We start from the raw sequence: 14262 nt of genomic DNA on the forward strand, positions 1-14262 counted from the left end.
AGTCCTGTTAGCTTCGTGCGACATGCGGGTGTTGCACACATCGGACTGGCACCTGGGCCGATCGTTCCACCGGGAGAGCCTCCTGGCGGCCCAGGGCGTCTTCGTCGACCACCTGATCGAGACGGTCAGGTCGGAGCGGATCGACGTGGTCGCGGTCGCCGGTGACGTCTACGACCGGGCGCTTCCCTCGGTCGACGCGGTCGATCTGTGCAACCAGGCGCTGCGACGGCTGGTCGACGCCCGCGTGCGCACCGTGCTGATCAGCGGCAACCACGACTCGGCCCGCCGCCTCGGCTTCGGCGCCGACCTCATCGACGCGGCGGGCGTCCACCTGCGCACCGATCCGGGGCGGGTCGGCGAGCCGGTCGTCGTCGACGACGTCGCCTTCTACGGCATCCCCTACCTGGAGCCCGAGCTGGTACGCGCGCCCTGGGAGCTGTCCGAGCGCACCCACACCGCCGCGATCGAGCACGCGATGTCCCTGGTCCGCGCCGACCTCGCCCGGCGCGGTCCCCGGTCGGTGGTCCTCGCCCACGCGTTCGTGACCGGAGGGCGGGGCAGCGACAGCGAGCGCGACATCAGCGTGGGAGGCGTCGCGCACGTCCCGGTGCGCGCCTTCGACGGGGTCGACTACGTGGCGCTCGGCCACCTGCACGGCCGCCAGCGGATGAGCGAGACCGCCCGCTACTCCGGCTCCCCGATCGCCTACTCCTTCTCCGAGGCCGGTCAGACGAAGGGCTCCTGGGTGGTCGACATCGGTCCCGGCGGGTACGAGGGCGCCGAGTTCGTCGAGGCCCCGGTGCCCAGGCCGGTCAGCCGCCTCACCGGCCGCATCGACGACCTGCTGACCGCTCCCGAGCACGCCCGTCACGAGGAGCACTGGCTCCAGGTGACGCTCGTCGACCGGATCAGGCCCAAGGGCGCGATGGAGCGGCTCAGGGCCCGCTTCCCGCACACGCTCGCCCTGTCCTTCGAGCCCGAGGGCGGGGGCGAGGAGACCGTGACCCGCGCCAGGGCGGCCGGGCGCCCCGAGATCGACGTCGCCCTCGACTTCGTCCGCGAGGTGCGCGGCGAGGCCGCCGACCCCGCTGAGACCCGGCTGCTGCGGGAGGCCGTGGAGTTCTCCCGTATGAAGGAGGCGAAGGCGTAGATGCGCCCGCACCGTCTGTGGATCACCGCTTTCGGCTCCTTTCCCGGTGAGGAGCAGGTCGACTTCGACGCCCTCGCCGAGGCGGGGCTGTTCTTGATCCACGGCCCCACCGGCGCGGGCAAGACCACCGTGCTGGACGCGCTCTGCTACGCCCTGTACGGCAGGGTGCCCGGCAGGCGCGACAGCGCCAAGAGCCTGCGCTGCGACCACGCGCCCCCTGGGCGTGGGCCCAGCGTGGCGCTGGAGGTCACGGTGCGGGGCCGCAGGCTGAAGATCACCCGGTCGCCGGCCTGGCAGCGCCCCAAGCTCAGGGGCACCGGCACGACCAGGGAGAACGAGAAGGCGCTGCTCCAGGAGCTCGCGCCCTCCGGGGAATGGGTGGGGCTCACGACCAGGGTCGACGAGGCCGGGGAGTTCGTCGGCACCCTGCTCGGCATGAACGCCGAGCAGTTCCTCCAGGTCGCGATGCTGCCCCAGGGAGATTTCGCCAAGTTCCTGCGCGCCGACGGCGAGGAACGCCGCAGGGTCCTGGAGCGCCTGTTCTCGGTGAAGGTCTACGCCACTGCCGAGTCCTGGCTCGCCGAGCAGCGCACCGAGGCGTACCGCGAGCAGCAGGCCCTCCGCAAGGAGGTCGACTTCGCCGTCAAGCGACTGGAGGAGGCCGCGGGTCCCGCCCTGCTGGCCGCGCTGGACGCCCTCCCCGACTCGGGGCTCCCCGCGGAGTCGATGGAGCCGGTGGGATTCGCGGGCCCCGCGAACCCCACGAACCCTGTGGACTCCGCGAACTCCGTGGAGGACGACCCGCTGGGGTGGGCCCGCGCGCTTGAGGAGCTCGCACGCCTGGAGGCCGCGCGGCTGGACGGGCAGGGAGCCGAGGGCGAGGGCGCCGTACGGCGGGCACGCGAGAGCCTGGAGCGCGGTGCCGCGCTGGCCGACCGGCGACGGCGTCACGCCGAGGCGCTGACCCGGAGCCGGGCGCTGGAGGAGACGGCCGAGGAACGCGCGGACCTGGAGATCATCCTGGAGGAGGCGTCGGCCGCCGACCGGGTGCTGCCGCTGATCCAGAGCGCCGAGCAGCGCGCCGAGGCCGAGTCCAAGGCCCACCGGCTGGCCGCCGACGCCGTCGCCCGCGCCCTTCCCCTCCTCGGTGCTCCCGTCGGCCGGTGGGGCGTCGTCCGCGACCGCACCGGCACCGCGCACGACGGTGACGATGCGGCGGGTGCGGGCCACGGCGACGGGACCAGCGCCCACGCGGACGGTGGCGCTTTTGGCGGCGCCCGTGCCGGCATGGGCGCCGATGCTTACGGCGAGGCTCGTGACCACGCGGGTGCGGGTGCTCGCGGTGACGTCCGTGACCATACGGATGCCGGTGCGGACCGCCGCCACGCGGTGCTCGGCCACCTGGTCGCGCTGGAACGCGACCGCCAGGGCGAGATCACCCGCCTGGGCGAGCTGCGAGCGGAGGAGACACGCCTGGCGGGAATCGTCCAGGAGCGGGAGAGGGCCGTTCGCGAGATCGCCGAGCTGGTCGCCGCGCAGGCGGAGACCGACGCCCGCCTGGAGGTCCTCCCCGGCCTCCGCAGGGAACTGGACGAACGCCTCACCGCCGCACGCCTGGACGCGGCCCGCGTCCCCGCGGCCGAGTCGGCGGTGGAGGCCGCCGTCACCCGTCTCCGGGCGGCCGAGCAGCGCGACCGCCTCGCCGCCGACCTGTCCGCGGCCCGCACCGACCTCGCCGCCGGCCTGGCCGTCCTCTCTCCCGAGGTTCGCGACCCCTTGGGCCTCGACGAGGCCGGCGAGGTCCTCGGTCTCGAGGACGTCCGTGAAGCCCTGGAGCCCGGTGGGCCTCTCGACCCCGACGAGGGCCGCAAGGCTCCCGGCCTCAAGGAGATACGTGAGCACCTCGACCCCGGGAAGGTTCGTGAGGTTCTCACCGTCCGGGAGAGGGAGTGCGGGCGGGAACTGGCCGCGCTGGAGGGGCTGCGGGCCGAGGAGGACCGGCTGGCCGAGGTCGACGGGCTGATCGCCGCGTTCGACGCGGAGCTCCCGGAGACGGTTCGGCAGGAGGCCGAGGTCCGCGAGATCCTGGAGAGGCTGCCCGCCGCGTCGGCGGAGGTGTCGGCTCGGCTCGGTGAGGCCAGGGCCGCAGCGGCGGGGGTCCCGGCGGCGCGGGCGAGCGTCGACACCGCCACCGCGGTGCTCGCCGCGGCACGGCGCCGCGAGATTCTCCGCGCCGAACTGGAGTCCGCCCGCGCCGCGCGGACGGACGCCGCCGACTTCGCCCAGACGCTCCGTGACCGGCACCTGGACATCCGGCAGTCCAGGATCGACGGCATGGCCGCGGAACTCGCCGCGAAGCTCACCTCGGGCCACCCCTGCGCGGTCTGCGGCTCACCCGAACACCCCGCTCCCGCCGCCCCGGCCGACGAGGCACCCACCGCCGACGACGAGCGCGTGGCCCAGAGCGCCTACGAGGCGGCCATGGAACGCCGTCAGGCCGCGGACAACACCGTCACGACGCTGACCCTGCGCCTCGACGAGGCTCTCGCCGTCGCGGGTGAGACGACCGGGGAGGAAGCGGGGGAGATCCTCGCCGAGGCCGGCAGGAAGCTTGAGGCGCTGACCTCGGCGGCGAGCACCGAGGAGACCCTCGCCGCCGAGGTGGAGCGGATCACCGCCGAGCTGGAGGACGCGAGGAGCCGGGCGGCGGAGATCGCCGGGCGGCTCGCCGAGGGACGCGCCCGCCGCGCGGGCTGGCAGACCGAGCGCGAGCGTCTCACCGCCCGCCTGGACGACGCCCGGGGCGCCGACCCCACGGTGCGGGCCCGCCGCGACCGCCTGGCACGGGAGATCGCGCACCTGTCCGCCGCGCTCGCCGCCGCGACCCGCGTGATCGAGTTCGCCGCCGCCCACCGTGAGGCGAGCGACAGGACCGGCCTGGCCGTACGGGACGCCGCGGACGAGCTCACCGGGGCGGAGCGGGCACTGGCCGCGCTGCGCGAGTCGGCGCGGGCCGAGACGGCGCTGGCGGCCGAGGTCGAGAAGGTCGCCGCCGAGTCCGAACGGCTCGGGGAGCGTTCACGCGAGCTCGCCGTCGGGCTGGCCTCCCGCCGGACGAACGCGGAAAGGCTCGCCGTAGAGGCCGAGCGGCTGACCGCGCGCCTCGTCGAGGCGCGCGGCGAGGACCCGACGCTGGTCGCCAGGCTGGACCGGCTCGCCGACGAGGCCGAGCTGCTGCGGGAGGCCGTCGAGGCGGTCAGGGACGAGCGGGTCGCCGCCGAGGAGCTCGTGGCGGCCCGTAACCAGGCGCTGGGCGCCGTCGTCGAGGTGGGTTTCCTCGGGCTCGACGACGCCCGCGCGGCCGTCCGCTCCTCCGCCGAGCGGGGGGAGAAGACCGCCCGGCTCCGCGAGCTCGCCCAGGAGGGCGCCGCGGTCGCCGCGATGCTCGCCGACCCCGAGCTGGTCGCCGCGGCGGCCGAGCCGGAACCCGACCTCGCGGCCTTGCGTGACGCGCGGGACGCGGCGGACGCCGCCCACGCCCGCCTGCTGTCCGAACGGGACCGGGGCGAGGCCCGCCTCGCGCGGCTGGCCGCGCTCCGCACCGAACTGGCCGAATGCCTGCGACGCTGGGAGCCGGCCGACGAGCGGCACCGCCTGACGGAACGGCTCGCCACCCTGACCGGCGGCAACTCCGCCGACAACCGCTGGAAGATGCGGCTGTCGTCCTACGTGCTCGGCGAGCGCCTCGGCCAGGTGGTCGCGTCGGCGAACGAACGGCTCGACCACATGTCGGGCGGGCGTTATCTCCTGGAGCACAACCGTGACCGCTCCGCCGGAGACCGGAGCAGGTCCGGCGGCGGGCTCGGCCTGCACATCCTGGACAGCTGGACCGGTGTGGGCCGCGACCCGGCGACCCTCTCCGGCGGCGAGAGCTTCATCACCTCGCTCGCCCTCGCCCTCGGCCTGGCCGACGTGGTGAGCGCGGAGGCCGGGGGAGTGGAGATCGGCACGCTCTTCGTCGACGAGGGCTTCGGCACCCTGGACGAGGACACCCTCGACGGGGTGCTCGACATCCTCGACGGCCTGCGCGACGGCGGTCGTGCGGTCGGCATCGTCAGCCATGTCGCCGAGCTGCGCACCCGGGTGCCCGCGCAGCTGCACATCCGCAAGGAACGCCGAGGCTCGACGGTCCGTCAGTGACGCGCCCGACGACGACACGGCCCGGGGACGGTCGGTGCAGGATTCCGGCGCGGCCCCTGTGGGCGCGTCGGAGGGAGGACATCTGAGATGTCTCGGTGCCTGTGTTTCCCATTTCCGGCTAAACGGATGGGCCCTCCGCTTAGCCGGTTACGATGGTCGGCAAGAGACACTCATCATGTGGAGGTTCTGTGGTATTTCGGGCGCCGCTTCCGAAGCGGGCGATCGGCCGTTTCAATTCGTGTGTCATGACGTTGCGCTCCTCTCCTCGATGGGGCCGGCGGATCAGCGAACGCCTCACGGTCATCACCTATACGGGACGCCGCTCGGGACGCACCTTCAGCACACCCGTCGCCTTCCAGCGCGTGGCCGACACCGTCACGATCGGTGTTCAGTTTCCCGACGCCAAGACGTGGTGGCGCAACTTCCTGGGGGCGGGCGGGCCGATATCGCTGCAGCTGGACGGCGTCGATCGTGCGGGGCACGCGGTCGCGAGACGTGACGAAGCGGGTCGTGTCACCGTCACCGTCCGTCTGGACGGCTGACAGACCCAACGGCTGACAGCCCCGTACGCGGGTCGACGCGCGCCATGCGCGCCGTCCGGACGACCTAGGACGTGTCCACCGTCCGAACGACCTCGAACGACGAGCGGGCCCTCGCTTTTCAGATGTCCGTCCGGAGCGGGGCCTCGAAGCGGGTCAGCCAGGTGGTGAGCAGTGATTCGAGGTGTGCGGCCTCCTCGGGGGCCAACTCGTCGAGGAGGCGGCGTTCGTTGCGCATGTGCTCGGCGAACGCCCGGTCGATCAGTTCCCTGCCGGCGTCGGTGAGTGCGACCACCCGTCCGCGGCCGTCGCTCTCGCTCGGGCGGCGGGTGACCAGTCCGTCGCGTTCGAGCCGGTCGATGCGTTTGGTCATCGCGCCGGTGGTGACCATGGTGAAGGCGGCGAGCTCTCCGGGGGCGCGCTCGAAGGGCGGTCCGCCGCGTCGCAGGGTGGCGAGGACGTCGAACTCTCCCTCGCCGAGCCCGTAGCGCCGGTAGACGACGCAGAGTTGTTCGGTGAGGTGTCCGGCGAGGCGGTGCAGGCGCCCGATCACCCCCTGCGGGCTCACATCCAGGTCCGGCCGCTCGCGGGCCCACTCCTGCTGGATGCGGGCCACGTGGTCCAGGGGTTCGCTCATGTCTGGAGTGTAGCTTCCAGGGAAGCTATATTGTCTTCCATGGAAGCTAATTTCCGCTGGACGTCGGTCACGGCGATGGCGCCGATCGCGTGGGGGACGACCTACTTCGTCACCCACCAGTTCCTCCCGCCCGGCTATCCGCTGTACGGGGCGGTCATCAGGGCGCTGCCCGCGGGCCTGCTGCTCCTCCTCATCGGCAGGAGGCTTCCCCGGGGGACGTGGTGGTGGAAGTCCCTGGTCCTCGGGACTCTCAACATGAGCGCGTTCTTCGCGCTCGTCTACCTGGCGGCCCAGCTGCTCCCGACGAGCGTCGCCTCGACGATCATGGCGACGTCGCCCATCGTGATGATGCTCCTGGCCTGGTCACTGCTCTCGGAGCGCCCGCGGGTCCTGCACCTGGCCGGAGCCGGCGTCGGCATCGCGGGGGTCTGCCTCATGCTGCTCACCGGTGCGACCGCCGCCGACCCCCTCGGCGTTCTCGCGTCCGTCGCGGCCATGGTGATGTCGTCGTTCGGATACGTGCTGACCAAGAGGTGGAGCAGCGAGGTCGACGTGCTTTCCTCGACCTCGTGGCAGCTCGTCGCCGGAGGGCTCGTCCTGCTGCCCTTCGCCGTCGCGGTGGAGGGCGCCCCGCCGAGCCTGGACGGACCCGAGACCCTCTGGTTCGTCTATCTCAGCGTCGTCGCGACGGCACTCGCCTTCGTCGCCTGGTTCACCGGACTGCGACACCTGACGGCGGGAACGGTGGGACTCGTCGGGCTGCTGAACCCGGTGACCGGGGTGCTGCTCGGCACGGTGATCGCCGCGGAGGTGCTCACCGCGCGACAGCTCTGCGGGCTGGCGCTGGCCCTCCTCGGGATCCTTCTCGGGCAACCCGTCGCGGCACGCCTCGCCGCGTTCGTCCCGGCCGGCAGGAAACACCGGACGCGCCCGGTGGACCGGTCAGGGGGTGCGGCGCAGGGGCGGACGCCGGGCCCAGGTGGCCCAGCGCCAGAGCCACTCCAGCGGGCCCTGGCGGTAGCGGCGCAACCAGAGCGTGGACACCAGCCACTGGGGGACGAGAACGGCTCCCGAGATCAGGAGCACCGTCGCCGATGACCAGTCGTCCGGCGAGCCGCCCACGAGGCGGGCGGCCCCCAGGACGAGGAGCGTGGCCGACAGGTAGTTGGTCAGCGCCATCCGGCCCAGCGGCGAGAAGACCCTCAGCAGCACCGGCCGGAACGGCGTCCTGAGCGCGAGCAGCAGCACACACACGTATCCGCCCGCCATCAGCAGTCCGGCGAGGCCGAACCAGGTGTTGAAGTACGCCTCGTCGGCCCGCGTCCCGACCTGCAACCACACGGCGGGCACCGCCCCCGCCGCGAAGAGCAGGGCGAGCGCGGCCGGGACACGCACCGAGCGCTCCAGCCGGTCGATCACGCCGTACCGGGTCAGCGCCGAGCCCAGCAGGAACAGTCCCGGCACCAGCGGCACCCCGTTGCCGCCCAGGATCAACGGCGTCGCGACGAGGACGGCGGCGAGCCCGGCGACGGCCCGGCGCGGCAACCAGGTCGAGGGCAGCAGCACCACCAGGCCGACGACGGCATAGACGGTGAGGATGTCGCCCCGCCACAGCAGGAACATGTGCGCCAGGCCCACGGCGAGCAGGACCAGAAGCCGACGCAGCAGAAGCACCCGGGGGCGCGGGGCGTGGCGTCCCGCGGAGTCCAGCAGCAGCGAGAAGCCGACGCCGAACAGCACGGAGAAGATCGGAAAGAAGCGTTGGTCGACGAAGAGGCCCAGCCCCAGCCAGGAGTCGTCCTGACCAGCCGTCACCACCGGCCGCATGGCGTCCGTGGTGTGGATCATGTGGGCGATCGGCTTGACGTTGGCGAGCAGGATTCCGCACAGGGCGAACCCGCGCAGCACGTCGAGCGCGACGACCCGCGACCGGCCGGAGGAGGTCGTCATGGGGTGTCCCTGTCCGGTGGCCTCCGGCGTCGGGGGAGGAGTTTCGGGTGGCATGGGACCCCATCCTGCGGACCCGAGCTCGCTCCCATATCGGCAGAAAGCAGGGAAAGGACCGTACTTTCGGCCGGTACTGGCCGGCGGGGTGCCTCGCCTAGCCTGAACGCCGTGCGTGTTCCCGATCGGTTCAAGACGGCGGCCGACGCCGGGCTCGGCGTCGTGTTCGCGGTCGCCGTGGCCTTCCAGGCGTACCAGGTCGCCGGCAGCTGGGGCGCCGAGCACTCGCCGTTCGGCGCGGTGGTCGCGGCCTCGGTGTGCGCGCTCGCCCTGATGCGCCGCCGCGACCCGCTGTGGATCGCCGTCGCCGGTCTGGCCGTGGCCGCGCTCGCCGTCCTCGCCACCCGCCTCGTCCACCTGCCCGCGGAACCCAGTCCCGCCGCGTCCCTGGGGCTCGCGGTGCTCGTCGGCTCCGCGGTCAGGACACTGCCCGTCCGCGCGGCCTGCGCGGTGGGCGCCGGAGGTCTGGCCGTGGTGGCGAGTGGTTTTCTCGCCAACCCGGGCTCGGCCGTGCCGGTGCTGAACGGTCTGCTCTGGCTCGCCGCCGTGGTGACCGGGACCGGTCTGCGGCTGCTCGCCGTCCGGCGGCGTACCGTCGCCGAGCGGATACGGCGTGCCGAACGCCTTGAACTGGCCAGGGAGCTGCACGACGTCGTCGCCCACCATGTCACCAGCATCGTGCTCCAGGCCCAGGCCGCCCAGCTCGTCACCGCCAGGCACCCGGAGAAGGCGACCGACTCCCTCGCCGACATCGAAACGGCGGGCTCGGAGGCCCTGGCCGCCACCCGTCGCGCGGTCGGTCTCCTGCGCGACGCCGCTCTTGCCGCCGCTCCCGACGCCGGGGGCCGCGAACGGGCCGGGGGCCGCGAACGGCTCGGCGAGCTCGGCGAGCACCGATGACACCGCCCGTACCTGCCGGAGGGCGTCGGTGCCGTACGTGCCGTACGGTGCCGTTCGTGTCCGTCAGGGCACCTCGGCGTCGGACGACACCGCCCGAGCCCGGCAGGAGGCGCGGATGACCATCCGGGTGCTGCTCGCCGACGACCAGGCGATGATCCGGGCCAGCCTGCGGACCATTCTCGAAGACCAGCCGGACATCACCGTGGTCGCCGAGGCCGGCGACGGTGTCGAAACGATCGAGCAGGCACGCAGGACGCGTCCGGACGTGTGCCTGGTGGACATCCAGATGCCCCGCCTCGACGGGATCGAGGTCGCCCGCACCCTGGCGGAGGCCCCGACCAAGGTGGTGATGGTCACCACGTTCGACCTGGACGAGTACGTCCACGGCGCACTGCGCTACGGCGCGGCCGGATTCGTGCTGAAGGACGCGGGCCCGCGCCTGCTGGTCGAGGCCGTACGGGCCGCGTACACCGGCGACGCGCTCATCTCACCGTCCATCACGCTGCGACTGCTGCACCACCTCGCCGACCGCGGAGCCCGAACCGAGATCCGCGTGCCCGCGCGGCCCCTGACCGCGCGGGAGACCGAGATCGTCCGGGCGATCGGCAGGGGACACACCAACCAGGAGATCGCCGACGGGTTGTTCATCTCGCTGAGCACGGTGAAGGGGTACGTCTCGGGCATCATGGTCAAGCTCGGTGTGCGCAACCGGGTCGAGATCGTGGCCTGGGCCTGGGAGAGCCGCGAGATGACACGGAGTGCCGAGGGCGCCTTGGAGGACGATCCGATAACCGGTCGGCATCGGATGCGGTGATAACCGCGACATGCGGGATCAATCATCGGGTAGGCATGCCCCATGGCTTCTTCATCTTCCTCACGGCACGAGGGGTGGTTACTGGCTGGGCGGTACCGCCTCGTGGCAGGGCTGGGCAAAGGCGGCATGGCCACGGTGTGGCAGGCCCACGACGAGCTGCTCGATCGTGAGGTCGCGGTCAAGGAGGTCGCGATCCCGGACCACCTGACCGTGCCGGAGCGCGAGGTCCTGCTGGAGCGCACCATGCGGGAGGCTCGCCTCGCCGCGCGGCTGAGCCACCCCAACATCGCCGCGGTGTACGACGTGGTGCGGGCCGACGACGACTGCCTGTGGATCGTGATGCAGCTCGTGCGCTCACGCAACCTCGCCGAGATCCTCGCGGAGGAGGGACCTCTGCTCGCTCCCACCGCCGCGCGCATCGGGCTGGAGGTGCTGTCGGCGCTGGAGGCCGCCCACGAGGTCGGCATCACACACCGCGACGTCAAACCCGCCAACATCCTGTTCACCGATGACGGGCACGCGATCCTGACCGACTTCGGGCTCGCCATCGCCGTCGACGAGGATGTGTCGCTCACCAGTGTGGGAATGGTGGTGGGCACGCCCGCCTACATCGCCCCCGAGCGTGCCGCCGGTCTCGAATCGAACGAGGAAAGCGACCTGTGGTCCTTCGGGGCCACCCTGTACGCCGCCGTGGAGGGCCGTTCCGCGTTCGGACGAGGCAGCGCACTCGCCACCCTCGCCGCCGTACTGACGGCCGACCCCGAACCGTTCCGGAACGCCGGCCCCCTGGCGCCCGTCATCACCGGCCTGCTCGAAAAGGATCCCGCCCGGCGCACCGACATCGCCCGTGCCAGGACACAGCTGGAGGAGGTGGCCACGCTCTGGGAGTGGGAGGCGGGCAGCACCGACGCACCTCTCCTCGCCGCTCGCGTCGCGGAGCCGACCCTCGACCAGGGGCCCACCGGCCGGTCCGAGGCCGACCTGCGTTCCACGGGGCAGTACCTCCGCGAGGACGCCGACCGTCACACGGATCGGCACCTTCGCGAGGACGCCGGTCGCCGTTCCACGGGGGGCCGCGCCCGTGAGGACGCCCGGCACACCCCGGTGCGTCAGCGGAACACCGAACGTCGGCACCTGGCGGCGGGTGTCGCGGCCCTGGCCGTCGGCATCATCGTCGCCGCCGCCGTCACCGCCGAATGGCGCGGTGCGGGGACGAGCGGGGCAGGCGGGCCTGAGCGGGGCGCTCCCTCCGGTGCCGCCTCCGCCGCGACGCCGCAACCTTCCCGTACCCCGGAGCCCTCGAAGACCTCAGAGGCCCCGGGGCCCTCGGAGAGCCCGGAGCCCTCGAAGACACGGCAGGTGCTCGACGAACGGCAATCCACCGTCGTGTCTCGCCGCACAGGACAGACCGAGGCCGCCCCCAGGACGGCCACCGGGGCTCCCAGGGCCGGCACGTCCGGACCTACGGTGAAGAAGGCGAACCCGAACAAGTACCGGAATCCGGCGCAGCGCGGCAAAGGCCAAGGAAGCAACCAGGGGAACCAGGGGAACGGCAAGAACAACTAGCCGGCCCGCTCAGGCGTGCGTTTCGCGGACGAGGCGAAGGCGTCGGCCCGTTCTCCTTCCGGAGAGAGGCCATACCGTCCGCTCCGTGCCGGAGATTCCCTGGTGAACACCGGCATGCCGGTGTTCACGCGGCGTCGCTCCCCGGGTGGCTCGTCACCCGTCCGTTTGAACTCCTCCCCGGCCTGAAGGCCGGAGATTCTCCCGTCACGTCGCGGTCAAGCGGCGCGCGGGGGTTGACGCTTCACAGACCGGGTAACCCCTGAGTCTCCACGTCCTGCCACCACAGTTCCTGCGGCGGTTTCGATATTGATCGCGGCGTTGGTGTCGGCGTGACCGGTCCACCCGCATGCGCGGTTGGTGCAGGAGAACCTGATCCCGTCGCGGGCGGCCGGGTCGCGGTGACGGCATCGGTGGCAGGTCTGCGACGTGCCTGCCGCCGGGACTTTCACCACCCGGCCGCCGCGATCAGCGGTCTTGTACTCCAGCATGGTGACGGTTCGGCCCCAGGCTTCGCCGCTGATCGCCCGGTTCAGCCCGGCTTTCTGTGCGATGTTACGGCCGGGCTGCTCGGCGGTGCCGCGTGCTGAGCGGATCATGTTGGTGATCTGCAGGTCTTCCACCCCGATCTCACTGAACGCTTCGGCGAGTTCGGTGCTGGTGTGGTGCTGCCAGCAGACGGCTCGGCGTTTGGCTGTCGCGCGGAGCCTGCCGATCTGGCGGTAGGTGCGGGCCTGCCGGTTCGAGATCGGCTGGCCCGTGCGATGGGTGGCCCGTTGCCTGGCGGCCTTCTTGTCCAACCGGCGCAGCCGTTCTTTCGCCCCCTCACTCAGCCACGGCCCGTGTTCACGGGTGGTGCCGTCCGACATGGCCAGGGCGACGTTGATGCCCCGGTCGATACCGATCCGGCCACCCGGGTGCGGTGCCGGGATCACGGCTGGGATCTCGGTACGGAAGACGATCTGCCAGCCGTAGGCGTCCTTGACCAGCCGGGCACCGGTGATCCGCCCGGCTGGCCCGCCTCGGGTGACGCCGGGCAGGTCTTTGGTCCACCGGAACCGGACCCGGCCGACTTTGGGCAGGTTGACCGCTCCCCACCGCCGGTTGATCCTCCCGATGTGCAGGTCACGGGCTTGGGGAACGTCGACCGCCATCCGGGAACGCCGGGACTTGAAGGTCGGACGTTCGGCCGGATGGTCGGGGTTGAAGAAGTTCGCCCATGCCTGCCGGTAGGTCTTCAGCACCGCCTGGGCGGCCTGGGCGGGAAGCCGGGCCATCCAGTCGATCTGGTGGCGGGCGACCCGGATTGCCTCGTCGCACGCTTTCACTGGAGCCAGTCGGCCCTGGCGGAACGTGGTGTATTCGTGCAGCAGGTTCCATAGCGTGCGAGCGGTGTGCGCCTGGCCGTCCAGCAGCGCGCTTTGCGCGGCGGTCAGGTCGAGGCGCGCCACGTGCGCCCGGACCCGCTTCTCCTGCTTCACTTGATGATCGTAGCGTTTGGTTTATGTCACCGCGATGGGAACCGAATCCCGATGTACGCACCGGACGCCATGTCGTCTGCAACCTTCACGCTCATTTGGTGTTCGTCACGAAATATCGGCGTGGGGTGTTCACCGACGCGATGCTGACCCGCTGCGAGGAGATCATGCGGGAGGTGTGCACGGACTTCGAGGCCGAACTCCGCGAGTTCACCGGCGAACACGACCATGTCCACCTGCTCATCCACTACCCACCCAAAGTGGCCCTCTCGAAACTGGTCAACAGCCTCAAAGGCGTCTCGGCGCGCCTGCTCCGCAAGGAATACACCTCCCACGTCCGCCAATATCTGTGGGGCGGGCATTTCTGGTCCGGCTCCTACTTCGCCGGATCGGTGGGTGGAGCACCGCTGACGGTCCTGCGCCAGTACATCGAGCAGCAGCAACGACCACTTTGAGCAAGGCAGACGCCGGTTCGCCTGGCGGCGAATCGGCTATTCCTGCCCCGCTACGCGGGACGGTCGGCTTCACCCCCGGCCTGAAGGCCGGAGCACAGCCGACGAACTTGGTAGAGACAGAACGGGTGCCCGGCGGGATCGAGAAGGACTCGGACGTCGTCCTGCGGCTGGTGGGCGGCGAGTGTCGCGCCCTCTCCGAGCGCGTGGGCGACCGCGTCGTGAAGGTCGCCGACCTCCAGGTCGAGGTGCATCATCATCTGCTGCGAGCCGTCGGCGGACGGCCAGACCGGGTATATGTAGTCGGTGGAGGTTTGGAACGCCAGATACGCTTCCTCGTCGGCCGGTGCGACCGTGACCCAGTCGACTTCGTCCTTGGTGATCCTCCAGTCGAGAAGGCGCGCGTAGAACCGCGCGAGCGCCTGCGCGTCGGGTGCGTCGAGCACCACGCCCCATCTGTGAGCAATCGATCGTCCACGCATGGCCGCGTGATGCCCGGAAAGACGTTCGGATAACTCCTGACGA

11 protein-coding genes and 1 pseudogene are annotated in these 14262 nt (G+C 71.7%); 8 read left to right on the forward strand and 4 right to left on the reverse strand.

Annotation, left to right across the window (positions count from 1 at the left end; all coding sequences use genetic code 11):
* Positions 1 to 22 precede the first annotated feature (22 nt).
* The 3 genes from AB0B90_RS09415 to AB0B90_RS09425 all read left to right on the forward strand — a co-directional run bounded on the left by AB0B90_RS09415 (position 23) and on the right by AB0B90_RS09425 (position 5892).
* On the forward strand, positions 23 to 1150 hold the full coding sequence (locus tag AB0B90_RS09415; protein ID WP_350944158.1) for an exonuclease SbcCD subunit D: 1128 nt from the start codon (positions 23 to 25) through the stop codon (positions 1148 to 1150).
* Positions 1151 to 5350 carry an AAA family ATPase gene (locus tag AB0B90_RS09420; protein ID WP_362921877.1) on the forward strand — a complete coding sequence of 1400 codons (4200 nt, stop codon included), beginning with the start codon at positions 1151 to 1153 and terminating at the stop codon, positions 5348 to 5350. It abuts the gene before it with no gap.
* A gap of 245 nt (positions 5351 to 5595) precedes the next feature.
* Positions 5596 to 5892, forward strand: a complete 297-nt coding sequence (locus tag AB0B90_RS09425) for a hypothetical protein (protein ID WP_350944156.1) — start codon at positions 5596 to 5598, stop codon at positions 5890 to 5892.
* A gap of 118 nt (positions 5893 to 6010) precedes the next feature.
* On the opposite strand, the gene AB0B90_RS09430 is transcribed toward AB0B90_RS09425, so the two are convergent.
* Positions 6011 to 6526, reverse strand: coding sequence for a MarR family transcriptional regulator (locus AB0B90_RS09430; protein ID WP_362921880.1), 516 nt, complete (start codon positions 6524 to 6526; stop codon positions 6011 to 6013).
* Between the two features lie 75 nt (positions 6527 to 6601).
* Between AB0B90_RS09430 and AB0B90_RS09435 the strand changes: the two are divergent.
* Positions 6602 to 7381: pseudogene (locus tag AB0B90_RS09435) on the forward strand (EamA family transporter); the annotation flags it as partial.
* Positions 7382 to 7468: 87 nt separating this feature from the next.
* Here AB0B90_RS09435 and AB0B90_RS09440 read toward each other — a convergent pair.
* Positions 7469 to 8476: a DUF418 domain-containing protein gene (locus tag AB0B90_RS09440; protein ID WP_362921882.1), complete on the reverse strand. Its 1008-nt coding sequence runs from the start codon at positions 8474 to 8476 to the stop codon at positions 7469 to 7471.
* A gap of 165 nt (positions 8477 to 8641) precedes the next feature.
* Here AB0B90_RS09440 and AB0B90_RS09445 point away from each other — a divergent pair, with 165 nt between their 5' ends.
* The 3 genes from AB0B90_RS09445 to AB0B90_RS09455 all read left to right on the forward strand — a co-directional run bounded on the left by AB0B90_RS09445 (position 8642) and on the right by AB0B90_RS09455 (position 11810).
* A complete protein-coding gene (locus AB0B90_RS09445) occupies positions 8642 to 9430 on the forward strand; it encodes a histidine kinase dimerization/phosphoacceptor domain-containing protein (protein ID WP_350944153.1) in 789 nt (262 codons plus the stop codon).
* A 115-nt stretch (positions 9431 to 9545) separates the two neighbouring features.
* Positions 9546 to 10244 (forward strand): response regulator transcription factor, encoded by a 699-nt coding sequence (locus AB0B90_RS09450; RefSeq protein ID WP_362921884.1) that lies wholly within the window; start codon positions 9546 to 9548, stop codon positions 10242 to 10244.
* Positions 10245 to 10286: 42 nt separating this feature from the next.
* Positions 10287 to 11810: a serine/threonine-protein kinase gene (locus tag AB0B90_RS09455; RefSeq protein ID WP_362921886.1), complete on the forward strand. Its 1524-nt coding sequence runs from the start codon at positions 10287 to 10289 to the stop codon at positions 11808 to 11810.
* A gap of 215 nt (positions 11811 to 12025) precedes the next feature.
* Here the strand turns inward: AB0B90_RS09455 and AB0B90_RS09460 are convergent, their stop codons facing one another.
* A complete protein-coding gene (locus AB0B90_RS09460; RefSeq protein ID WP_362921888.1) occupies positions 12026 to 13288 on the reverse strand; it encodes a transposase in 1263 nt (420 codons plus the stop codon).
* A 23-nt stretch (positions 13289 to 13311) separates the two neighbouring features.
* Here AB0B90_RS09460 and tnpA point away from each other — a divergent pair, with 23 nt between their 5' ends.
* Positions 13312 to 13740: an IS200/IS605 family transposase gene (gene tnpA / locus AB0B90_RS09465; RefSeq protein WP_362921890.1), complete on the forward strand. Its 429-nt coding sequence runs from the start codon at positions 13312 to 13314 to the stop codon at positions 13738 to 13740.
* A 50-nt stretch (positions 13741 to 13790) separates the two neighbouring features.
* Here the strand turns inward: tnpA and AB0B90_RS09470 are convergent, their stop codons facing one another.
* Positions 13791 to 14186: a VOC family protein gene (locus AB0B90_RS09470; RefSeq protein WP_362921892.1), complete on the reverse strand. Its 396-nt coding sequence runs from the start codon at positions 14184 to 14186 to the stop codon at positions 13791 to 13793.
* Positions 14187 to 14262: the final 76 nt, after the last annotated feature.

The sequence above is a fragment of the Streptosporangium sp. NPDC049078 genome (genome assembly GCF_040648855.1).
Classification (GTDB): domain Bacteria; phylum Actinomycetota; class Actinomycetes; order Streptosporangiales; family Streptosporangiaceae; genus Streptosporangium.